This window comes from Nodosilinea sp. LEGE 07088, assembly GCF_015207395.1.
Classification (GTDB): Bacteria; Cyanobacteriota; Cyanobacteriia; order Phormidesmidales; family Phormidesmidaceae; genus Nodosilinea.
On sequence record NZ_JADEWX010000090.1, the window covers coordinates 1 to 23,965 of the forward strand.

The following is a 23,965-nucleotide window of genomic DNA, read 5'->3' on the forward strand; positions in this document are numbered from 1 at the left end:
CCCTAGCTCCTCCGCTCCCCCGCTCCCCCGCTCCCCTGCAGCGACCGCGATACCGATGCAGGCTAATTTGATTCCGAGGACCGTTGGTGACCAGAAGCCATTCGCGATCGTTGACCTGTTCGATATCGAGCGCGCGAAGTGGAATATCGGGGTAATGGGCGATTTGGATACTGTCAGCCAGGATTTTTTCGCCGGACTCTCCGGAGATTAAAGGCCACAACCGTAGCCGACCACCGTTGTCGGCGGTTGCCAGGTAGCAGCCATTGTCGGGCAGGGCGATCGCACGGATACCCTGTCCGTCGGGATGGATAAGTGTACTTGACGGAGGAGCCTGCGCCTGCTCTTGTGGGCAAGGGATGGGCCGAAATGGGTTGGGCTGGGAGGAAGATGGGGCGTTGGGCCGCTGGTTGAGACATTTGGAGAGGGTCTCCTGTCGCCACAGGCTGACGTAACCTCGATTGTCAGCAACTGCCAGCAGGCGGCTGTCTTTGGTGGTGGCCAAGCCGGTGATGTAGTTGGCCTGACTCTGCACCTCTGTCGTTGTGCCAGAGGGACTATGTTCGAGTTGGTAAGCTTGACCGCTTTCTAAGTTCCACAGCAGCAGAGTGTTGTACTGGCCGCCGATCGCAACCACAGACTGCCCATCTATTTGCAGCACGGCTATTGTCGAGATCGCAATACCAGTTGCCAGTTGGCGCTTCAGGCTAGACTCAGCATTTTGCAGATTCCACTCGCGAACCAGGCCGCTGCCGTGGCCGCTGAAGAGATAGTGGGCATCGGGGGTAAAGGCAAGGTCAAAAACGCGATCGCTGCCCTCAAAAATCTTGTGTAACTGTTGCGGCGGCGACACGTCCCACAGCTCAATGTCGCCACTCTCTAAACCAACGGCAAGCTGGCTATCACGAAAAGGGCTGGCCTGAATGACCTGAATAGACTTATCAGTCTCAGCGATCAGCTCTCGGTGCAAAAGCCGCGTTCTTAAAGCCTGCCAGGGAGCTTCGACCACGTCCCAACGGCGCAGGGTCTGGTCACTAGAGCCGCTGACAACCGTTGTTGCATTACCGATTAGCTGCACCGAATTCACTGGGGCCAAATGGTGACTATTCGGCGTCAGCCACCAGGCCGCCGCCACCCCTACCAAACTCGCTAAAGCCCCTGCTATCTGGAGCCATCTAGGCAGAATAGGCGGTACATCCAGCATCAGCGCCTGCTGCTGCGGTACGGCTTGAACGGGTGCGCTAGCAACGCCCGCTGGAGCGACCGATAATGTTGTAGTGGCGTTGTAATGGTATCGACGCCCTCTAAACCACCGTCGAGCGTATCGAACCGACAGCGAGATTGTCGCATAACCACCGGGCAAGAGTTGCCTAATAGTTTCTCGGGCTACCAGTTTGACTTTGCTCTGCTGCTCAGATGAGTCTGTGGCCATCTGAACGGTTGGCTGAGCCGCCGTTGAATTCTCAACGTCTGAGGGATTGACCGGGGTATTGTCCCCAAATACAGAGTCCTCTACGTCAATCCCAGCACTTTCGGCTAGATGTTGTCGGCTGTCTTGAGTCGTACTATTTTCGGTGACCTTATCGGTGGGCTCACCCCCATCGTTTTTAAACCTCGCTTCAGAAATAGCAACATCGTCTGACCTAGTCAAAGCCTTGGTCTGGATAGAAGGTTCTTGTGCAGAGTTAGGCTCTCCATTGGCCTCGATAGTGATTTCTACCTGCTGGGCCAGGTTGCTGTTGTTGGTAATATCGAAAGTAAACTCAGCTGATCCAGACTGACCTCTCCAGCTCACCCCGACTATGTCTTGTAGGGGGTTTTTCTGTAGAGGTTTTTTACACACAACTTCTACACTGCCGTAGGGCAACACCTCAACGACATGATTTTTACCCGAAAACTCTAGAACCTGCTCGCCAACGATCGCCTGTAGGTTGAACCAGTAAGGCTGACTGTCAGGAATATTCCCCTTTGATGCAGGTGGGCAGCAGTAAAAATCCACTACTTTAGAGCTACCAGGGGGTACAATCACCCGTTTTTCCAGGGCATCTTCAAACCACTCGGGCTGAATGTAAGCTATTGCTATCGCTTGCTCTGAGGTCAATTCTAAAGTAGATACTGCTGACGCAGATTCGCCGATTAAACTCAGCTTGACATCAATAACCTCTGATGTCAGATTTATGGCAATTACCGGAATCTTCAAGCGATCGCCCGGATAAACTCTCAAGTCCTCAAAGGGAAACTCAACCTTGATAGGATTTTGAGGTTGGCAAAGTTTCAGCTGTAGAGATTTTTTGGCTCGTAGATCCTCATACTCTACAGAAAAAACATTGACCTGAAGGGGTAAGATCTGCCCAAATTCTGGAACTGGTGCTTTATCAAGCAGAACTTTAAACGTTGTTTCTGAGCCAGGGGGTTTTTTAGCACAAACTTCAGGTTCTACTCGATACCATCGGGGTAGACTTCTATCTCCAGTCATTCCCTCCAGGCTCAGTTCAACTTGAAAGCTGGCAAATCGCTGGCTACAGTTTTTTACTGTCAAATCGAAGCTCGATTCAATCTTTTCCTGCTCAACGTTTTCACCAAAACTTGCTCTCCTTACTAATTCTAGATGAGTCGGCAAACCATCTATCTTGATTAATTTAGTCATGGACTAATCTCCATATTCAAGACTTAGCTGAGCAGGTTGGTGCTTTGGATTTACTAACTGCCAGTGAAATCTGCGCTGAGAGAGGTAAGCTGACGTTTCCGTCCCATCAAATGCAACAGATTAATGCCCAATTCCTGGGCAGCGCGGATATCATCTCGCTTTAAGTCACCCTCTCCGCTCCATAGAGCCGATAGGGCACCTGAAATCCAGATAAATTGTTCGCCAATAGAGACTTGTAACACTTGCCCATGGTTCATGGGGGGAGCACCAAAGACAAAGGGTTCGCGTAAAATTGGGTGTTTTTGAGCCTTTAAAGTTTGCCAGTTTGCCAGGCTGGGTTGGCAAAATAGCTCAGCTTCAATAGCGTTTTTTACAGAATCGGTTACTATTTCCGTTGCTGTATCTAACAGAATTCGACCCCCGGCTTTTATATAGCTTTGTAGCCGCTGGCCTGTTTCTCGTAGCCTTAATCTTATTTTTTCTGCTTGGTCCTTCTCTGAGCTAGGCAAAGCAGGCAAATTCTTTATCTGACTAGATCTGAGGAAATAGACAAAATCCAGGCATAGCAGATCGTAGGTTGATGCCATTGAATCGTGAATATCATCCTCTGGCACAAGTTCGACCTGGGTACGCATGTCTGGATATAGCGAAGATATACAAGAACTGAGATCCTCTAAATTTTGATATAGCGGTAAGTTACTATAATCTTCTACATAGTTTTGATCAATCAAAACACCAATTCTAATCATCTGGCTTGGTGCTACTTTGACTGGTTTTCGATGAGTTAAGTCAAGTTCATTGAATTGAGGTAAAAAGGCGTTTTTGGGCAAGTAATTGCCTGCTCTATTCGTTTCAATAGAACCATATTCAGTTAATTCAATATTTGTTTTCTTGATTTTAATACGGCATAACTCTATTTGATTAGCGCAGGGTGGTGTAGTTATCTGGTCGATTCTAAACTGCTCCTCAAGGATATCTCCCGTAAATTCTTGTTCACGGACAGGTTCCACAAAGCTGAGCACAATATAAATGGTAGTCAAGCCAAGATCCGGAGGATTAATTTCAATAGGAAAGGTGCGATCGGCACCGGGATGAAGAATAATTGGATTTCCCTGTTGGTCGATAGCAATTCCAGGCTGAATTTCAATCCAGCAGCGAGACTGGCGATATTCAGCCTGAGCTAGCTCAGGCGGGCTGATGAGTTGAACGCCAAGCCCATAAACTATTCCTGATTCAAAAAGCGCCTGAAAGTGCAGATTTTGACGTCGCCTGTGGTAAGTATGGTCAATTGCCCATCGACGAGCATTTATGCCCAAGCCGTCGTAAACATTTAATCGCTGAAGAGGGCTAGATAGATTTTGACAAAGTAACTCAGAGTCAACCATATAAATAGACCTGCTCCTTATGATCAATCAAAACGTCATAGGTTAAATTAAAAACCTAGGCAGCTGGCAAAAGTTATGACCGAGGTAGGTTTTACTTTTTTAGCTATGTCAACCTGATTGAGTTATATCATTTGTGCCTGTGCCGAAAAGTCGGGTCGATGTCCTATTGAAGTCCGACAATTGAGATGAATCACTGGCACGACTACATTTGTGTACAAAGTTGAGGATTTACTACTACACTGCTAGGCATCAGTTGAATGAGTAACGTGTTTGGAATAGTCCCTTGATTGCACAGGAGCTAGCTGGCCATGCTTTTATCAAAGTGGTGCCGTGACTATCGATTCCATAGAGCAGTATTCATACTTGGACTGTTCGGAATGTTACCTGCGCCTAGTTCAGTAGCACAGATCAGACCGGATGCCACTCTGGGGGAAGAGGCTTCAACGGTGGTTCAAGATACCGTGATCAGAGGCCAGCAAGCAGACCTAATCGACGGTGGTGCACTGCGGGACAGTAATCTATTCCACAGTTTTTCAGAATTTAACGTAGGAGAAAGCCAGCGAGTCTACTTTGCCAATCCTACCGGTGTTGAGAATATCTTTAGTCGCATCACTGGTACCAATGGTTCCAACCTGATGGGCACGCTAGGAGTAGAGGGAGGTGCCAACCTATTCGTGCTCAACCCCAACGGCATCCTTTTTGGCCCCAACGCTCAACTGGATGTCAGCGGTTCGTTTGTAGTCAGCACTGCCGAAGGATTCATCTTTTCAGACGGCAGCGAGTTCAGCGCAACAAATCCTCAGGGGCCTGAACTCCTGAGTGTCAATGTCAATTTAGGCGTTCAATGGGGGCCAGGTCAGGCGGGTCCGCTGACGAACAATGCCGATTTAGCGGTCTCTGAAGGCCAAACCCTAACTCTGTTTGGCGGCAAAGTCACCCATGCAGGCTCTCTCACTGCCCCGGGCGGCACAGTGGAAGTTTTAGGCAACAACCTATCGCTGGTAGACAACGCTTCTATTGATGTATCTGGTTCGACAGGCGGCACGGTCTTAATTGGCGGCGACTATCAGGGGCAGGGCACAACCCCTAGAGCCATCAGCACTACCGTTGGCCCGGAGGTAACGATTAATGCCGATGCCATGACTAGTGGTGATGGGGGCACCGTCATTGTTTGGGCCGATGGCGCTACCCGTTTTTATGGTGCTGTCACTGCCAGAGGTGGCAGTGACAGCGGCAATGGTGGATTTGTAGAGGTTTCGAGCCCTGAAAGGCTGGTTTTTGAAGGGAGAGTAAACACTACAGCTCCACATGGAGCGACTGGCAATCTTTTAATTGATCCTACGAATATTACGATTGTGGCTGGAGGTCTAAACGGTCTGAATAACCTTCCGGTTGAAGGGGATGTCTTTATTGATCCGGCGATTATTAATAATTCTGCAAGTAATATAGTACTTCAGGCGTCGAATAATATAACGTTTGATTCTCCAATTAATGTAGCGGGAGAGACGATTGGAATAACTGCTGAAGCAAGAAATGCTATTGAGATCAACCGCGACATCATTACCAACAGAGGAAGTATAACTTTTAGAGCTGACACTGTCACGGTAAATGGCAGTGAAGTCCTTGCTAGTACTAATAACGAAAATCCTAGCGGAAACATAGAAATCAATGCACGAGAAATCAGTATCGTAAGTGGACGAGTTTTCTCGAATACAACTAGCTCCGGTTCAGGCGGTACAGTGACCATCGGAAACTCTGGTGGGAGTGCTGATATTGTTACAGTCTCTGATGGAAGTGTTCTAGGTTCTCGAAGCGGATTCGGAACTGTAGGTGGATCAGTTACTGGATCAGCCGGATCAATGACTATTGATACACGAGAGTTGATTATTGTACGGGGGGGAGTTGTTACGACGAGCACATTTCGTCAGGGTATGGGTGGAAATCTAACGGTTCGGAATGCTGAAAGAATTAGCGTATCGGGTTTTTCTGATCCAGATCCTTCTGGCAAGCGTATTCAGAGTTTCTTAGGCTCTGTAACTAATTCACGTGAACTAGACGCTGAATCTGCAATGGCTGGAATTACGACAATCATTACCAGACAGCTAATTATTGATGGTGGAGCCAGAGTGGCAGCCAGTACATCTGGCGTCGGAGATGGAGGAAATCTTAACATTCAAAATGCCGAGTTAATTCAAGTCTCAGGAGTAGATCCTGTTAGCGGAGAGCGGAGTTTCTTGGGTGCAAAAACTGAGCTTGTATCAGAGTCCTCAGGAATCGAATCAGGAGATGCAGGTCTCGCCACGATCTCAACTCGTCAATTATTGGTTGAGGCTGGCGGTGAGGTTTCAGTCGGCACATCGGGAACTGGAGATGGAGGCTCTTTAGAGATTTTGAATGCTGATACAGTAACAGTTCGAGGTGCTCCTCAAGGAATTAGAAGCTTCTTGGGCTCTCAAAGTGGTGGTAGTGCAGAGGGTACAGCAGGTTCAACAACTATTAACGCTCGCCAATTAATCGTTGAGGATGGAGGGCTTGTCTCTGCTCAAGCACTTGACCGCGGTGCTGCGGGCAGTCTTACTGTAAACGGGGAGCAAATTCAATTCACCGAAGGAGGAGAGCTAACGGTCAGCAGTATGCGTAATCAGGCTGGGAATTTAAATATAAATGCGAGCTCACTAAGTTTAAACAACAGCACTCTTCGAGCTGTATCTGACAGCGGAGAAAACAGTGGAAATATCAATATTAACCTGTCTGGACCTCTGCTGCGCCTTGAAAATGGAAGCAGAATTACAGCAGAAGCAGGCACCAGAGCCAACGGGGGCAATGTCACTATCGTTTTTTCAAACGAGGGATTTATTCTGGCACGCCCCAGTGGAGACAGCGATATTCTGGCTAGCGCAAGGGCAGGTCAGGGAGGAAATATCAATGTAACCGCAGCTGCTATTTTTGGGATTGATGAACGTAATCCTACGACTGATTTCAGTGATTTTAATGCGAGTTCAGAATTTAGTGTTGATGGCGAAATTATATTGACAACATTGGGCATAGATCCGAGTCGAGGGCTACTAGAACTGCCGGTTGAAACTGTCGATGTGGGTAGCCTGGTTGCCACTGGCTGCGTAGGGGATAATCGCGCCGGGGTTGAAGAGCAGGGAGAATATACCGTTACGGGCAGAGGCGGTATTGCCCAGAGCCCTACCCAAGCATTATCACCAGGGGAGGGAGTTGCAAATTTGGCGACTCTGGATGACGAAGAAAATTTATCGAATCCCGCTGCCTCTGTAACGGAGATAGAGGAGGTTGAAACGTTTGTGGAGGCGCAGGGGTTGACCTACAACGCTAGCGGCAAGGTCGTTATCGGCGACTCCACTGCCCCATCAAACAGTTCGGCCTGGCTGAGTAGCGCTTGCCGCGAGCTTTAGGAGCTGAGTCATGGGCATCTACCGCCTGCCAAGGTTGCTGATTCTGTCGCTGATTGCTTACTCGACCAGCTCGCCGTTGCACACTCAGGCGAGGGCAGCTGAAATCAGCCGCCTGGAACACTCGAATTCCGCGCAGCCAGAGGTTGCTAACAGGTCCGATTCATTTGACCTACCAACCCTTAAGAGCTCATTGTCACCAGCGGCATCAGAGTCTCCGACGGTGCCGATCGCTCAAGCACCTCCAGAGGGGATTCCCGATCGCACACCTCCGGAAAACTTAGTACCGCGAGATCTGCCGCCCTCAGAACAGCCCTTGCCCCTCCCCGAACCAGAGCCCCTGCCGCCCCTTGAAGAGTTACTAGAACCAACAGCTCCGCTGGAGCCGCTACAGCCCGGCGGTGAGCCGGAAGCAGCACCCCAAACCATTTTTGTCGAGCGATTTGAAGTCGTCGATAGTACTGTCTTCAATGCCGATGTTCTGGCTGAAGTTGCCAAAAAAGCCCCACAGTTCATGGCTGAGGAGTGCTCAGAGATCCCCAACATCCAGACCATTGACGGCACCGATGTCCTGGTCAATCGAGAGTTAACCTTTGCAGAACTGCAACAGGCTCGGACAGCCATTACCCGAGTTTATATCTGCGAAGGGTTTATTACGTCTGGCGCAATTGTGCCGCCCCAGGAGCCAGAAGATAACGTAGTCAGGCTGCAGGTGATTGAGGGCAGTCTGGAAGATATCGAGGTGCTGGGCACCCAGCGGCTCAACCCCGGCTATGTTGAAAGCCGTTTAGCGCTGGTGACGACCCCACCTCTAAACCAGCAACGGCTCCTGGAGGGGCTGCAGCTGCTCCAGCTCGATCCCCTAATTCGGCGGATTACCGCTGAGCTGCAGGCGGGACCTCGTCCATCGACGAATATTTTAGAAGTCACGGTTGCCGAAGCAGATCCCTTCAGCGTTGATTTTATTGCCAATAACAACAGCTCGCCCAGCATTGGTTCCTTTAGCCGGGGGGTACAGCTTAACCATCTCAACGTATGGGGGTTAGGGGATGGGCTGAGCATGGCATACAGCAATACTGACGGCAGCAATGAGGTCGATGTCAGCTATGTTATTCCGCTCAACCCGCGTAACGGAACGCTGCAGCTGTCCTACGGCAACACCAACAGCTGGGTGATTGAACCACCCTTCGACATTCTGGATATTCAGTCCGAATCCAGCTACTACGAGGCGACCTATCGCCAACCGCTCTATCAGAGCCCCACTGAAGAGTTTGCTCTGGCGCTCACTTTTTCTCGTCAAGAGAGCCAGACTCGGATTGGGTTTGCCGATATCGGTCCTTTCCCTATCTCACCGGGGGCAGACGAAAACGGTCGGACGGAGATCTCTGCGATTCGGTTTACTCAAGAATGGTTCAAGCGGAGTGGTCAACAGGTTCTGGCAGCGCGTTCTCAATTTAGCCTGGGGGTTGATTGGTTTGGCGCAACGACTAATCCCGTAGGGCCGGACGGCCAGTTTTTTGCCTGGCGGGGGCAGGCCCAGTGGGTGCGGCTGCTCAGGGAGGACACGCCCTTGATTCTACGTGCCGATGTGCAGCTCACGCCCAACCCGCTGCTGCCGCTGGAGCAATTTGGCCTGGGCGGTCAGGATACCATTCGCGGCTACCGGCAGGATGCGCTGCTGACCGACAGCGGCGTGCTGGCCTCGGCGGAGGTGCGACTACCGATTTTGCAGGTAGCTGATGTCCAGGGTATTTTGCAGCTGACGCCGTTTATCGACATTGGCGCTGGGTGGAATGTGGCCTCTAAAACCCCCGATCCGAATGTGCTGGCGGGTACAGGACTGGGGCTCCTGTGGCGGCAGGGTAATGATCTTACGGTTCGGCTGGACTGGGGTATTCCCCTGATCGCTAACAACACGAGGAGACAGACATGGCAAGAATCTGGCGTGTATTTTTCAGTCGTGTTCAACACGTTTTGATGCGACCGACGAGGTGGCGTTTTAACAATCGACAGTTTGCGCGGTGGCGGTCTCGGGGGGGGTATGGCTTGCTGATAGCGGCGATCGCCTTGCTTTGCTTCTTCAGATCGCCGGTCCAGGCCTTGGTTTCCCCAGTCACCATCCCTGCGACCTGGATCGCCCAGGATGGATGGATCTCTGAGACCGAAGCTCAACGGTTAGAGCGGGCCGGGCAGGGCCATTACGCTGCTGGAGAGTTTCAGGAGGCCGCCCTGAGCTTTCAACAGGCGGCCCAGGCCTACGCGGCTCAGGGCGATCCAGTGCGACAGGCGATTAATCTGGCAAATCTATCGTTAACTTATCAAGGCATGGGGCAGTGGGCTGCGGCCAACCAGGCAATCGATCAGAGCCTTGCTCTACTGCCGCTAGACACAGACATCGCTCGCTCTGCAGTGGGACAGTCTGCCCTGGCCCAGGTATGGGATATAGAGGGGCATCTGCAGCTCGCCGAGGGTAAACCTGAGCAGGCTCTGGCGACCTGGGAGAAAACGGCTGACCTGTACGAACAGCTCAGTAACTCGCGCCGCTGGGCCACCAGCCTGATCAACCAGGCCCAGGCGCTGCGTCAGCTGGGACTGTATCAGCGGGCCGAAGTGGTGTTGCAGAAGGTGGTGCAGCCGCCATCGCTGGGTGTTTTGCTCTTAGGGGAGTTAGGGGGAGACCCCCTTAGCGAATTAGAGCGCCGACTGCTGCTCCTTCCGGTTGAGGCTGCGACGGCGAATGCATTGCGGAGTCTGGGGGAGACGCTGCAGATTGCGGGTGATCTGGAGCAGGCTCAGGCGCTGGTGCACCACAGTTTGAGGCTGGCGGAGGACTTGGGACAGGAGGATGCGATCGCCCGTGCCCACCTCAGCCTGGGCAACCTGATTCAAACCCAGGCTCTAGATCAGCTCCGAGCCCAAAATCTGTCTCCCGCAGCGACCCTATCCCAGCTGCGGCAGGAGCGAGACCTGATCGAGACAGTTCTGGACTGGCGTTTGCTAGAGACCGCTCGAAGGTTTGCGCAGCAGCTAGATGCCGCCCTCGACCACTACCAGAATGCCGCTCGGGGAACCCCTACCACTGCCGTTCAGGCCCAGCTCAACCAGCTGCAGCTGTTTTTGATCACCCACCAGTGGACAGACGCCGAAAGCTCAGCTAAAACCGCCCTTCCTCTACTTGAGGCGCTACCACCGGCACCGGCTACCCAGGCAGCCTACATTAACTTGGCCGACAGCCTGATGACGCTAGCCCAAGAGTCCCAGGGCAATCAGTCAAACGGCTGGCGAAGTACTGCCGATCGCCTGCTCGGAACCGCCCATCAGCAGGCGATTGCGCTGGGCGATCCAAGAGCCGAATCCTATGCCCTGGGCATGCTTGGCACCCTATACGAGCAGTCTCAACGGTATGCCGAAGCCGAAGTCGCCACGAACCGGGCTCTCCAAACAATACGCTCGTCTACCGCCGAAATTGCCCAAAACGTCAATGACGCTGAGGTTATCTACCGCTGGCACTGGCAGATGGGTCGTATTCACAGGGCCCAGGGAGACTACGAAGCAGCTATTGCTGCCTACAACAGCGCCATCGAGACGCTAACCCAGCTGCGCCGGGATATTGTTACCAGCAACTTGCCCTACCGGTTTTCGTTTCGAAATTCCGTTGAAGAGCCCGTCTACATCGAATGTCTTGACCTGCTGTTGGCTTCAGCCAGCCCCAGCCAGGAAAAACTGACGCGATCGCGCGAGATTGTCTCGTTACTAAACCAGGCCGAGCTAACTAACTTTTTGCAGGAGCCCTGCGAAGCGGTAACCCCTCAGCAGACCGATCGGGTGGTAGACACCGCCCAAACAACAGCTGTTTTTTATCCCATTCTTCTGCCCGATCGCCTCGACGTGATCCTAAAGCTTCCCCAGCGGTCAACCCTGCTGCACTACAGCAGCGCGATCGCTCAAGATGAGCTAGCTCAAACCATTGAGACTCTTCAACGCGACCTTGAAGAAGACTACACCTTTAAGGCGGTTGAAGAGAACGCTCAGAAACTCTACGACTGGATTGTCGCCCCCGCCCAGCCTGAGTTAGATACCGGCATTGATACCTTCGTTTTTGCCTTGACCGGAGCGCTGCAAACCATTCCCATGGCGGTGCTCTACGACGGAGAGCGGTATTTAATTGAGCGGGTTGCCGTTGCCGAAATCCTTGGCCTACAGCTTGAAAATCCTGCTCCTCTGGAACTCGACAGCATCAACATCCTGGCGGCAGGGCTGGCCGAGGTGCCTGAGAGCCTGCCCGAGAGTATCCGGGTCAAATTTGCGCCGATTCCCAACGTAGTCGATGAGCTAGGGGTGATTGAGGCGCTGGCTCTCCCCGCCAAAACCATCAGCGGAGAAAGCTTCACCCAGCAAAATTTCAATGCTCTGATGAATACAGAGCAGTTCTCCACCATTCACCTGGCCACCCACGGGCAGTTTAGCTCCAACCCTCAAGACACCTTTCTCCTGGTTTCCCCTAGCGGGGACAACAGCGGCAAAATCGCGGCCTCAGACCTAGCGCTCCTGTTTCGAGTGCGAGGACGCATTCAGCCAGAACCGCTGGAGCTACTGGTGCTCAGCGCCTGTGAAACCGCCGCCGGAGATGAGCTAGCTACCCTGGGCATCGCCGGAACCGCCTACCGGGCAGGCGCTCGCAGCGTGATTGCTTCGCTATGGACCCTAGATGATGCTCCGACCGTTGGGTTTGCGGCTCACTTCTACCAAAACCTGGGACAACCTGCGGTCAGCAAAGCCAAGGCCCTACAGCACGCTCAGCTCGCCTTATTGAAAACCCCCCGGTTTGCCCACCCTCGCTACTGGGCCACCTACGTTCTGGCGGGAAACTGGCTCTGAAAGCGTGGGTCATCTTTGACGGCAATCGGTTCTGTACCAGTAAAGTCAATGGTTTGGTCAGTCGCCAGTCCAAAGTAGTCGAGCATGTCTTCCCAATCCTCGAAGGGTTGATTGAGATTGGGAGATCGACGCCGGGTTTCAATCAGACTAGAGACAGCCTCAAGCCAAACATCGTTTTCAATGTAGACCACATGTCTTTGATCTGGCTGGGTCTTGGCTAACGCAGCCGTCAATTCGGCGCTTGGCTCCACTCGGGCAATCCAACCCCGGACCACAGGATTGCGCGACGGTTTTTCGGGTTCACAGATAATTGAGAAATACCAGCCATAAACCTTACTGGTTTCTAAGGCAAAGGGCAGGTGAAAAGGCACTACCTGGGGGCGTTCTGACAGGGCGATTGCCATTAAATGAGACGACACCAGGGACTTATCTTCATCAAGCAGCACAAATTGCCCCACTCGAACGTTGGCCGCCCTGACAGTGTTGACCTGAGAAGCGGCATCCCCCTGGGTAATAGTGGCCCCGCCATCAACAACGTAGGGGACATAAAACCAGAATGTGGGCTGAGCCGAAACAGTGTAACCGCCTACGTAGGTCTGTTCTACGGCTTGATTGGGACTGGGCTCAGTGAGAGAATTTTCGCCATTGCTCAAGACAACATTGTCGCCAAGTTCGCTATCTACGGCGGGCTCAATTACAGGCATTAGCGCCACGAGCGATCTGACGCGATCGCTCGTCTCCTCGGCAGCGATCGCACAAATGGGGCCTCGACCCGCACCGCCTGCACCTCTGCCCGCTGGTACTGATGCAGTTGGCAAGCCCCTCAACTGCCTAATCAGCAGCTGAAACCGCGACACCGCCGGAGCCTTAGCAATGACCCCAAAAATAAGGCAGCCAGTCACCAGTGAAGACAGCACAACGGCAACTATTCGCTTCCACCAGGGTCGTCTATGCTGGCTCATGATCGGTGCTTACTCAGCTTATGTTTACGAATTCGGTAAAGTTCCAATCGACCCGAATCCATCAGCCAATTGCTCAAGGGCGCAGCTGCCAATACAAAAGCGGCTGGCACAAATGGCAGCCACCCAGAAAATATCTGAAAGGTGACGTAGCAAATTCCATAGACTACACCAACGGCCAGAGAAAGGGCCCCCATCCGCAGGGGAGGCAGGTGTAATCGCCAGACAACAACACCGCCCACCGAGGACCACAATAGTATCCATAACCACTCGCCCCACAGCGGCATAACCCAGATAAGTGGCCGTTTTTCTTGGGCTGCATCTAGAAGTTGACTGACCATCTGAGCCTGAAGCATTACTCCTGGCATCTGGGCACTTGTTTTAAGATTATAGGGGGTATTCCAATATTCTCTATAGCCATCCGTTCTGACAACACCGACTAAGACAATGGTATTGCTGAGATCACGACCTTCAAGACTACCTTCTAAGACCTGTTGTACTGTGAACATCTCAGCGGGTTGCCAACCCCTGTGATCAATTCGATACTTCAGGAGGACCTGACACCCACCAGCAGCTCTTGTGTCTCCCTGGTATCCTCCGGTGAAGGGCTGAAGGCTTTGTAATACTCTGCCGCCGGGAAATTCTATACTACAGATTTGATTAGGCAACTTGTTCAACTGAATAGCATCCAGGTTCTGAGCTTTGAGGTATTGATTGACCAGCTTTAAACTGAATGACTCATTAGCATGACAATCTTTTTCACCTCTTATCTCTTCAGCAAACCCTCCCAATAGATGGCGACGGACTACCGTATCCTTATCCACAGAGACGTCAGAGAATCCAATCTGATTCTCTGGAATGTCTGAAGCAGGTGGAACTGACAGGGTTACGGTTCGATCCGTTTGATTGATGCCGCCTTCCTCAATCTCTGGTAATTTGCAAACACCAAAAACATTGCTGCGACCAAAAATCTCTTGCAGTCTCTTGTCTTCATCTATGGCGCTGTTCAGTGGGTTCTCGCGATAGATGTCAAGGCCGATGGCAGCGGGTCCAAGCGACTGTAAGCTACCGAGAAGATTGGCCAGGGTTGTGTTAGAGAAAGATCCAACGACTGCTTCACCTCTTTCTTGCTGTAGTCGGATATCGCCATTAGTAGCCTGAACGATTAAGATTCGATCGTCGCGCGGATTCGACCAGGAAGATTGCAGGTAGTCTAAAAACCCCAACTCGATACCTTGCAACCCCCCAAAGAGACGGATTAAAATCACAAATAGTGCCGAAGTAAAACTACTTAACATAATCCAGCGTGGCTCATAGTAAGGCAAAGGCTGGATTTTAGGATTTAAGAGGCTAACGGGCAATGACGGATCGGAGATTTGGCTTCTAGCTTTCTCAAAAGCCGATGTGACTGAGCTTCCCGTTCCCAGGGCCAGGTAAAAGTATGTTGAGAACTTGATAGCATCCTCGTCTAAAATCTTCTGATTCATGCCAATCACAAAGCGAACATGTTCGCCAATCTTTTTGGCAGTTTCTTCGGAGAAACAGCTATTGAGAACGACACATTCGACAGGGCAATCTAAACCTTGAAATAAGCTGGCTATTCGTTCTGAAGAGACTAGCTCGCCTTCTCCGTTCTCACCCTCAAACACCAGCCCTCCTTTACGTTCGGCAGATGATTTTCTATCTTTTTTCTTGGTTTTTGAAGTTGCTCGTGTGTTAGCATCATCGTCTGTTTTGCCAGTTTCAGGCGGTTTTCTTTCCTCAAAGAAATTCTCACCCGATGCCAAAACAGATTTTTCACCGTGTCCCGAAAAATGGACGATTCTCGGCTTGTACTCCAGCAGCTCTGCGGCAAAATCCTTAACCCGTACTGCTCCAAGCTGGTTCACATCAATGCGATTTTGGTTTTTAGAACCCCTGAGAGCCTCTTTGACTTCCCGAATTTCTCTATTAACACGCAGGTGTGTCTCTGTTTCTGGATTGGCCTCCAGAAACAGAACTTTAATAAAAGGGGTAAGATTGCTCATGATAACGAGCCTCCTAAAAATCAAGAATGCTTTTTTAGCCAGCCATTAGAGGACCATGAGCCCTGCCTTGTGCTGATGAATCTGTTGCTAATGAGCTATACTTAATCGTCTCAATTTTTATCCTGAAATAGTGCGAGGTCTCACGAAGGTAAGGGTGGTTTGGTTAGCAACCCATTCGGGATTTTCCTCTCTAGGCTGGTGGCTTGCTTTACGATCGATCATTTGCGTCATCCGATGCCTCAGGCTGACTAATTCGCACAGGTCTGAGGCGGGCTTGGCTAGAGTCTCCTCTAACTCTTGCTGGTTTAGTAGGGTCGGCTCAAAGTCTGTCGTACAAGCTATAACTTTGTAAACATCCTTACACAGAGTTACGCCCCGTTCCCAGAGTTCGTCGGGAACAATGCCATAGACTGGATCTCCGTCATTGAGCCACATCTCCTGTCCTGGTGCCAGTCGAACAGTTCCAGTTTCCAGCAAAGAGTCGATAGCAAAACTTTCCACAGCAAGATCAAATAGGGCAAAGAAGAGAGGTATTGGGCTGTTGTTGATCAACTTAACTCGAAACGCGGGTTCCTCCCATTCCTGCGCAGCTGAATCATACTGATATTTAAATTCGTAGGGCTCTTTAATTTGAGCTGTGGAGCGATTATCTCCTGCCCCTGAAAATAGTTGTATATGAATATCCTTTGGTCGAAGTCGGTGGCTCTCGGCGTTGAATTCTGCCAGGCTAGTCCAGCGGGTGATGTAGTCCAACATCTCTACGAGCTTCTTAGCATTACTGAGGCTATCCTCATTTTTTGCTACGAAGGCTGCCGTTAACGCATCAGCCCAGAGCCTCTGTTTGGCAAAATAGGCAGAGCGATCCGCAATAATCTCTTCAGCTGCCGTATTTTTGGTTTTTGAAACAGCTTCTAGCTCGCTCAGATCTGCTGAAATGCGATCGCGCTCTACGGCGTCTAGCACCCGAAAGATAATGTCCTCAGCAATGAGGTCAGGCTGCTTGTACAGCTCCCATTCATAGCTACGCCCCGCCTGCAAAGGCTCACCGGCATAGGCTACGCACCGATCGTCCTTTGATACCGACTGGCTCCAGAGCAGGTCTCCTGTGGTTGCGTCACGGATCTGAACCTGCGCGATCGCACCTTCCCAAATCAGCAGCGGCCGCTCGTGCCAGATTTGATTCATGCCCTCTCGCTCGGCAGGGGCGATCGCAACGACATCGCCGCTACGAGACCCACCCGGTCCCGAACCCCCTGGCGGCGGCGGCGGTATACGGAGAGCTATGTTGGTGATCTCTGCCTCAGGGCTCGTTTGGAGTAAAGCTGCATAGGTAGGATTTGTCGAGGCCAGAACGGCGATCGCAGAGCCAATAACCACTGACCAACTTTGCTGCTTCATACTGTTCTCCCGGATGGTAAGCATAGGATTTAGAGATGCTTTCAATTAATAGTCCTTAAGTAAGCGCAGATTATGCATTGGCTAAGCGAGTCCTTTGCTCTTCGGCCTTCAGACTGTTCACTGCAGGTAGGGCATAGATCCAGACCGTTAAAGAGGGCAGTAACCAGGGCATCAAGATGGCCGCAGAAACATACATTTGCAGACTCAGCACCCCGTAGGCTGCCGTCGCCCCGATTAGAAGCAAGTAGCCCTGCCGATGGGTCATAGCGGTACGCTGCAAAGCTATGGCCGTACCCTGACCCAAAATGGCAGCCAGCCCAACCATCCACAAGTCAGGAATAGGGACTACCAGGTGTCTGGTGAGCAGGTGGTGCACCATGTAGGCGTGCAGTTCTCCACCCGTGATGGTTTGTAGGGAAACCGCAGGGTTATCTTGCCAAAATCGCCAGTGGCGTACAGCGGCGGGTAGTGGCCAATTGTCTTGCCCTGGCAATACACCGGCCTCTCCATAGCCGCCAGCCGCCAGGATGACCACATGATTCTCTAAGTTCAGCTCAGGGGTAGAGTCTTCTAACAGTTGCCAGGCAGGCAGGGTTTGATAGACCTGAGCAGGCGGTATTGAAAAATCAATTACGGGCTGTAGCCACCATTGCCCCACCCAGTACCCCAGCACGGTCATAAGGTGATGGCGCGATCGCTTCGAAAAGAGGTCTGTGTAAGCTTGCCCTTGGGCGTCTAGATACTCCACCACCTGAGTGATCAGCGGCGACGAATTCTGCGGAGTAGGGCGGGGAACGGTAGCGGCAGGTTCATTGTTCAGCTCTGCTCCGAGGGCTAATAGATAGGCAAACGGTAGCGGCTCCTGCGTGGGGTCTTCCCAGGGGTTAAGCACTGACAGATAGGACTGATTCACCCAAATGTCTCCCGCTAGGCTCCAGCGGGGTGGGGGTGATGGAAAGGTCGCCTCTGGCAGTATCGGCGACCACTCGCCCTGGGCTGTGGACATCGTCGCCAGCACTAGCCAGGTTCCCTGGGCGGCCGCGCGCCCCAGCGCGGCCGCGATCGCCTGATCTTCTGTAGCCTGGATGGGCCGATCGAGGAGGTAGTCAACCCCAATGACTCGACCCTGCCGCTGGCTGATCTGGTCGAGCAGTTCCGCCAGGTAGGCTCGATTCATGGGCACAGGTTCTGAGATACCTGCCTTGACTAGAGACGTTTCGTCAATCTGGATCACGGTAACGGGATGGGGCGAAACGACCCCAGCCGTTTGCCCGCTCAATCGTCGGTAGACCGCCTGGCTCCAGAGCCGCTGCTCCAAAAGAGCACCCTGCACGGGCAACCAAACGCTGAGACCAGCTACACCAAAGAGGGCCAGGGCCTGCCGTCGGGTAGGCCGAAGCTGCCGCAGCCATTCTCGCCAGCCAAATTTACGAAAGCGAAACAGCGGCTGCCCCGGGCGGCAAAATAAAGATGGCACCAGGGCGGATGAGGGAAAGGTGAGGTTTTTTTCGAGCTTGAGAGCTTGGCCGGCGGTGATCAGCGCCTCATGGACATCTTTATGCTGGGCCATACCGCGCAGAAACTGGACTAAAAACTCTTGGGCCACCTGGTTATGAATCGGCTCTCGCAGAATAGCCACCTGGTTAAACCCTAGGTCGATTAACGACCTGGCAAGGCCTAGGCCACTACACGAGTTGAATAGGGCAAACTGCAGCCCATGCTGTCGGGCCACCACTAGACTGGGGGCCAACTCATGCACTGAGAGAGTCAGATTGGGAGCAATCGCCAATTCACCTCCACCGGTCGCGGCTTCGTTGCTGTGTCCGGCAAACAGCAGCATATCCCACCCTCGACTGTCGGTAATGGCCTCGGTAATGTCAGTCAAAAGCGCCGTAGGGTCTTGGCCTGGCTGCCAACCCATGAAGCGAATATCTGCGATCGCAGACAACCCCTGTACGGCCTCACGATCGGCCTTAAAGTCCAGGCCGGTATCGTCACCCAGAATCACTAACACTCGGTTGCGTCCCTGGCGAGTCGCTTTCACCGGCTTAGCGCGAATTTGATCGGGGGTACGAGCCAGGCGGATGGCTGTCACAGTACCCAATTCTTTACCAATTTCCCAGGCTTCCCAAGGCAGACGCTCAAGTTCGATGGGATAACAGGTCAGAAAAATGGTGAGACTAGGCGTTGGCCCTGATTGGGTCGCCGCCTGCAAAGAGCATTCCTTCGCCAGATGAGCAATTTGCTGGCGAAGGTCACTCAGCTTGGGGCTTCGCAACCACTGGTGAAATTCGCTCAGCAGATCGGCCTCAGCTTTTACCAACTGGGCGCGGCGATCGTCTACCTCGGTCAGGTGGCCCACGCCGACGACCCGGCCGCGAAAGGCACGATAGAAATTTAGGTAGGTCCTTTGCCACTCCTGATAGGCCTCCATCAGCACGATAGGTTGAGGCAGGGGGATTGGCAGTAGCTGCTGCCCATCCCCCCAGGTCAACCGAAATTCGCAGCTCTGGAGCTGTTGCCGAACGTCTAAACGCACCGTCATACCAATTCACTCCGGGGGAACATGAACGCTGGCAGAGTCATTGTTTCTCCGGTAGCGGCGGTGAGGGTAACCAGAAACGCGTCATCCCAGTTACCCACTACCTGGGCGTAGATCGAACAGGGTTCGGTATCAGAGGTAAGCTGGTACTCAGCCAGTAGGGTGGTTTGGTCTTTAACGGCCAGTGTAATGGGGGAACCAGGGCCGTCTACTGAGAGACCCTTGAGCACCAGCAAAAGCACCCATTCCACTGGCTGGTCCGCCTCATCACGCAGCAGCCAGGTCATAGCGTAGAGCCCCAGGGGGGTCTCGTTTAGACTCAATGCCTTATAAGCACAGCGAGCATCAGCAGGGATTGGAGTACCTGCTCGACTAAACTGCTTGCGAATTAGCTCCAGGTCTTCAACAACAGGCTGAAGATCCGGTGACTCAGCGGAAGAGAGAGATGGGATTGTTCGCAACTCTGCCAAAGGCGGCAGCAGGGCCCAACCCAGAGCCTGAGCCATATCATCCAGTTCATTACGCAGCCACGTTCCCGCATTGAGAATGGGTTGTAGCAGCGGCGCAGATGCCTCTGGTTTTAGAGTGAGCGCGCGCTGCCCTGTTTGTACTTCATACAGCCAATCGAGTAGAAGCGGCGTGGTGAGCACCTTTACCCCCTCCTCCCAGGTGAGCAGCTGCCACAGCGGCGTTTCTACCGATTCGGCCTGGGCAAATTTCTCAATCAGGTTTTGCTGAAGGCTGGCCCAATCTGTCGTCGGCTCAGGGGTCGTGGCTACAGGAAGAGCAGCTTGAGGCTCCAAGCATTGGAGTTGCAGCAGTAGGCGATAAAGATCGTCATCAAACCATTGGATGGGTACCTGATAGCTCCAGTCTGGCCCAGCATGAAGGGGGCTAGCCTGCTGATAGGCTAGCCATTGATTGTGGCGCAGAAAGCTGAGCACCTGCGCCTGACCCTGTTCTTCTAAAACCCGAACGATAATGTAGATGTGCGACCTAAAGTCGTCCAAATCTACCACTGCCCTGGGCAATCTGACCAACGAGTCAGTGGCACTGCCGGTAGAGACGACACACAGCTTGAACGTGTTAATACGCAGGTCGTAGGCGGCTTCGATGAGGTTGGCGTACTGGGGCTTCAAGAGAGAGCACCGTTGCCAGTCGAGCGCCACATTCGGGAAATGTTCAGCAAACCACTCCTGAAACCCAAATACCGCTAGGGCATTGAGATAAGTTTGCCATTGTCGCGGTTCGCCTACGACGCGATCGCTAATGGCAACGGCCTGCTCATAGTGCCGCTGGCTCAGCGGCACCGCTTGTATAGGCAATGCTTCAAAATCCATCAATATCGGTTCTGAGTTGGCTAAAGACTCTTTCATCGCATGTCTCCCTGTATTTAGTCTGGCATAGGTGTCGAGTCGTCTATTTCTTATCGGTCTCTTCTGTGACATAGACATTCACAGAGGGGATGCTAAAGCTGTTGAATAACATTACAAAGACACTGAAGGAAAAAGCTATTAGAGGTGCTATTCCCGGAGGCGTTGGCTCTGGGTTTCTTGATCAAAGGCGCAAGATGATTCTCATCTAGGTTTTGCAGGCGATCGGCACAACGATAGTCATGGAATAGTTCCTTCCTATGAGACAAACCTGAAAAACGATCCTTTAACTGCCTTAGGAGCTGGCGACGAATATTGGCCAAAAAATCATCAACCTTAAGCAAGCGAGTCACCTGAAATTGAGCATCTAGATTCAGTTCTGGCACCATTTCCGCCATCGTTCTATGCTCACAGTAATAAAGCTTAAGGGCGAGCCTGTATTGTTCAGCCTTGGGGGATGCTCGCTCTTTCAAATAGTGGTAACGTTGGTCAATGACGGTTCTGATGGCCTGCTCTAAGCATTCGTTAACTAGCTCATAGAGCAGTTGGATTATTTCATCAGACTCAGAATCACTAGCGTTATCGTCTGAACTAGTTGCCGGTTCAACCCCAGAGCCATGCGCTGGATCGTCCATTGATATGGAAGGCAGCACGCCTTTGCTGAGCAGCTGATATCGGCGCAGATAATCAGCAATTTCGACCAACTTCTCTATTACTGCTGCTGCTGATACAGGGAGGGCTGCTCGTCTCTGAATTTCATTAATCTGGGTCTCAGTCGGGGGCTGGCATTTACCTCGCCTGCCGCGGCGATCGCGGCGATATACCGCATGGTAGCCGCTCAGCAATTTGCAGGCCTGCTCAATCTCTGAAGCTGGGAGGTTGAATGTGTCTGAAAAAATTCGCTGCAGATCATCGGGGGTTTTCTCATTCAGCAAAGCCCAGTTGCTTTGTTGCAGAATGCCGTGCTCTAGCAAAAAGTTGTTTAAGTCATTGTGCTGTCGGGTTAACATCCTGGCCCAGGCGGATAAACTACCCACTTGGGGTTTAAAGGTCGTGATGATATCGGCGGCAAACGGACGGTAGCCACTCTCCACGGAGACAAGCAGCGATCGGGTGAGATCTACATCGTTGAGCACAATCCTCAGCACGTCATCGCGGGAAAACCCATGCTCCTGCCCAAATTTGGTCTGAAGATCGATGCACGCATACAAAATCTGGTGAGAGATATAGCACCGGAGACAGTACTCAGCCAGCAGTCGAGTCTCCAGCCCTGCCGAATTATCCGTCAACAATGCCATCAACCGCCGCTGAATGCGTTTGTCCACTTCAGATTCAAGACTGTCACAGCCCAGGAGGTCTGCAAACTGTTGCTGAAAGAACAATTGATTTGAAGGGAACGCTTGGCTTCTATAGCCACCTGAGGCTTTGAGTAGAATTAGGGTCCAATACCACGATGTGCTGGCCATAATGCTTCCTGCGGGGATGGTTGACCGTAGACAACTGTGAAAAGAGTGCTGAATAGATGTAGTGTGCTGGTTGGGCCGGTTTATGCAGGCAAGCCACTCTGATAATCGGCACTGCCTCCCAGAAAGAACCGGTCTGGGGGTTTCGTGGCCCGATACATAAAGGGTATACAGACCAGCTGCGGTTGGATTTAGACTCAACCGCGAGCCTATGGAGCGGTCAAGTCACATTATTCTACTCAGCCCAGTTTGGGGCGTATAGTCGTGCCATATCCATCTACCTATCAGTCAATCCCAATACTGCCAACTCGCGGCGATAACTACGATTGGATGAGGCCGTGGCTATCAGCTCTGGTTGATCGACCTCAGAGTTAGAGTCTGTACGGACCGTACAAATCAGCAGGGTCAATGTGCTGCCAAGAAATCCGGCGAAGACCATCAGTGTCAAGGTTTGCCAGGGCTCTGTTAGAGGTAGCACTGCTGTGGTTTGAGCCATCCAACTCCTGATTGTCTTTAACACTGCAGAGATTTGGGACAGAGGCTGTTCGTTTCCTGAGGGTGGCTTTCCTGGTTCGCCCAGGGAGATAGCAGGACTTGAAGACGCTTCCGAATGCTGAGGAGGGATAGGTAGCTCGGGCATAACCTGTTGATCTGAGGCCAATGGCCCAATCTGAAGAGGAGCCAATTCAGGCCTCTCATATAGGGGCCGCACCGGAGCTTCTGTCTTGGGTGGCGGTGTAATCAGAGGTAATATTCTTTCTTCCCTCAGTGGCGTTGCCCTTCTGGTGCTGGTGCAAGTAGTCATCCGAGGAAAAGCTCTATCCACTGCATGCAAAAAGGCTTCAAGTTCCCGTAAACATCCCCTGTAGAGGGCAACATCTTCCAGCTTGTAGCGAAAATTTAGATTGGTAGGATCAAGCCACACGGCATCTTGGAGCTGTTTCCAGGCAAGTTGATCTTGCAGGCGCTGAAGCAATTCCAAGGCTGTACCGTATGCTGCATTGGCTTTGGCGCAACGCTCGGGTTGGGAAAGGTTACTGATCCAAACTGGGGGATGAAATTGGTTCGAGGTGACCTCAGCTTTGTCAGTTTTATCGTGAAATCCTTCGGGACGTTGTTGCACGCACTCTAGCGCTGCTTGATAGGCCTGGTTAAGAAGGTTAAATTTTTCTGCTGCCTTCGGGTCGTTGTGGTTAAGGTCAGGGTGGCATTGGCGAGCCAGGATCCGGTAGGCCACCTTAATCTCTGACTCGGTTGCACTAGTGGGCAGCTTTAGAAGCTGAAAGCAAAAAGTAGGGTCTGAAGAGATATTTTTCATCGTCTACAACCAAATGGAGCTCTAGTAGCATCTAGTTAGAGCTACTAGATGAGTATGCAGTGGGCTCGGTTGTGTTCCCAGTAAGCCAGTATCTTTGACAACACAAAGCAAAAAGGTGTGTCTTCGGAGACATTCCCGATGAAGAGTTTGTGACGGGCCGCCTCTAGATGGTTGCGACGGCCACTAAAGCAATCTCTGGCTTGGCGAAATTTTTCTCGCAACATTTAAATCCAGCCATCCTTGGCGTGTGTATGCCTAGTAAGCACACATTGAGCCAACTGATTTCGAGGGGTTGCATAAACCTGCCTGAGCCTCTTGCTATCAGCATTCAGAGTAAAACTGCTGACCTTTGCATATTCAGCTCAGGTTCAAGACTAGCTAGTTTTGCAGGCTATGCAGACTTTCAAAACCCTGACCTGACATAAGTGGGTGGGTAGTACATTTTAGTAAAGGACAGAGGAAAAGATGGACTCTTCCCGTTCTGCCAACTTCTGTCTGACTTGGCGATTGTAGTCATGGATGAACATCCAGATCGCACCGATGTGATTCTCTAGCTTCT

General features: G+C 52.0%; 12 protein-coding genes. 3 read left to right on the forward strand and 9 right to left on the reverse strand.

The features are described from left to right. Nucleotides 1-2,221 (reverse strand): hypothetical protein (locus IQ254_RS18355; protein WP_313887490.1); only part of this gene is annotated, 2,221 nt, incomplete at its 3' end. 476 nt (nucleotides 2,222-2,697) lie between these two features. Next, nucleotides 2,698-4,029, reverse strand: a complete 1,332-nt coding sequence (locus IQ254_RS18360; protein ID WP_193967613.1) for a hypothetical protein — start codon at nucleotides 4,027-4,029, stop codon at nucleotides 2,698-2,700. Between the two features lie 377 nt (nucleotides 4,030-4,406). Here IQ254_RS18360 and IQ254_RS18365 point away from each other — a divergent pair, with 377 nt between their 5' ends. From IQ254_RS18365 to IQ254_RS18375, 3 genes are all read left to right on the forward strand, one after another. Continuing rightward, a complete protein-coding gene (locus IQ254_RS18365) occupies nucleotides 4,407-7,451 on the forward strand; it encodes a filamentous hemagglutinin N-terminal domain-containing protein (RefSeq protein WP_228040859.1) in 3,045 nt (1,014 codons plus the stop codon). A gap of 190 nt (nucleotides 7,452-7,641) precedes the next feature. Continuing rightward, nucleotides 7,642-9,426 carry a ShlB/FhaC/HecB family hemolysin secretion/activation protein gene (locus IQ254_RS18370; protein WP_193967615.1) on the forward strand — a complete coding sequence of 595 codons (1,785 nt, stop codon included), beginning with the start codon at nucleotides 7,642-7,644 and terminating at the stop codon, nucleotides 9,424-9,426. Beyond that, nucleotides 9,426-12,326, forward strand: coding sequence for a CHAT domain-containing protein (locus IQ254_RS18375; RefSeq protein WP_228040858.1), 2,901 nt, complete (start codon nucleotides 9,426-9,428; stop codon nucleotides 12,324-12,326). The genes IQ254_RS18370 and IQ254_RS18375 overlap by 1 nt, the downstream gene beginning before the upstream one ends. Here IQ254_RS18375 and IQ254_RS18380 read toward each other — a convergent pair. The 7 genes from IQ254_RS18380 to IQ254_RS18410 form a co-directional block, all read right to left on the reverse strand. After that, nucleotides 12,299-13,288 carry a DUF928 domain-containing protein gene (locus IQ254_RS18380; RefSeq protein ID WP_193967617.1) on the reverse strand — a complete coding sequence of 330 codons (990 nt, stop codon included), beginning with the start codon at nucleotides 13,286-13,288 and terminating at the stop codon, nucleotides 12,299-12,301. The genes IQ254_RS18375 and IQ254_RS18380 overlap by 28 nt on opposite strands. Continuing rightward, nucleotides 13,285-15,312 (reverse strand): CHASE2 domain-containing protein, encoded by a 2,028-nt coding sequence (locus IQ254_RS18385; RefSeq protein ID WP_193967618.1) that lies wholly within the window; start codon nucleotides 15,310-15,312, stop codon nucleotides 13,285-13,287. The genes IQ254_RS18380 and IQ254_RS18385 overlap by 4 nt, the downstream gene beginning before the upstream one ends. Before the next feature lie 117 nt (nucleotides 15,313-15,429). Next, entirely contained in the window at nucleotides 15,430-16,497 is a 1,068-nt protein-coding gene (locus IQ254_RS18390; protein ID WP_193967619.1) for a hypothetical protein, read from the reverse strand. 283 nt (nucleotides 16,498-16,780) lie between these two features. Further along, complete coding sequence (locus IQ254_RS18395) at nucleotides 16,781-19,255, reverse strand: CHASE2 domain-containing protein (RefSeq protein WP_193967620.1); 2,475 nt, start codon at nucleotides 19,253-19,255, stop codon at nucleotides 16,781-16,783. Then, nucleotides 19,252-20,628 carry a DUF1822 family protein gene (locus IQ254_RS18400; RefSeq protein ID WP_193967621.1) on the reverse strand — a complete coding sequence of 459 codons (1,377 nt, stop codon included), beginning with the start codon at nucleotides 20,626-20,628 and terminating at the stop codon, nucleotides 19,252-19,254. The genes IQ254_RS18395 and IQ254_RS18400 overlap by 4 nt, the downstream gene beginning before the upstream one ends. A 92-nt stretch (nucleotides 20,629-20,720) precedes the next feature. Then, nucleotides 20,721-22,091 (reverse strand): hypothetical protein, encoded by a 1,371-nt coding sequence (locus IQ254_RS18405; RefSeq protein ID WP_193967622.1) that lies wholly within the window; start codon nucleotides 22,089-22,091, stop codon nucleotides 20,721-20,723. Between the two features lie 274 nt (nucleotides 22,092-22,365). Next, on the reverse strand, nucleotides 22,366-23,406 hold the full coding sequence (locus IQ254_RS18410) for a J domain-containing protein (RefSeq protein WP_193967623.1): 1,041 nt from the start codon (nucleotides 23,404-23,406) through the stop codon (nucleotides 22,366-22,368). Between the last annotated feature and the right edge of the window lie 559 nt (nucleotides 23,407-23,965).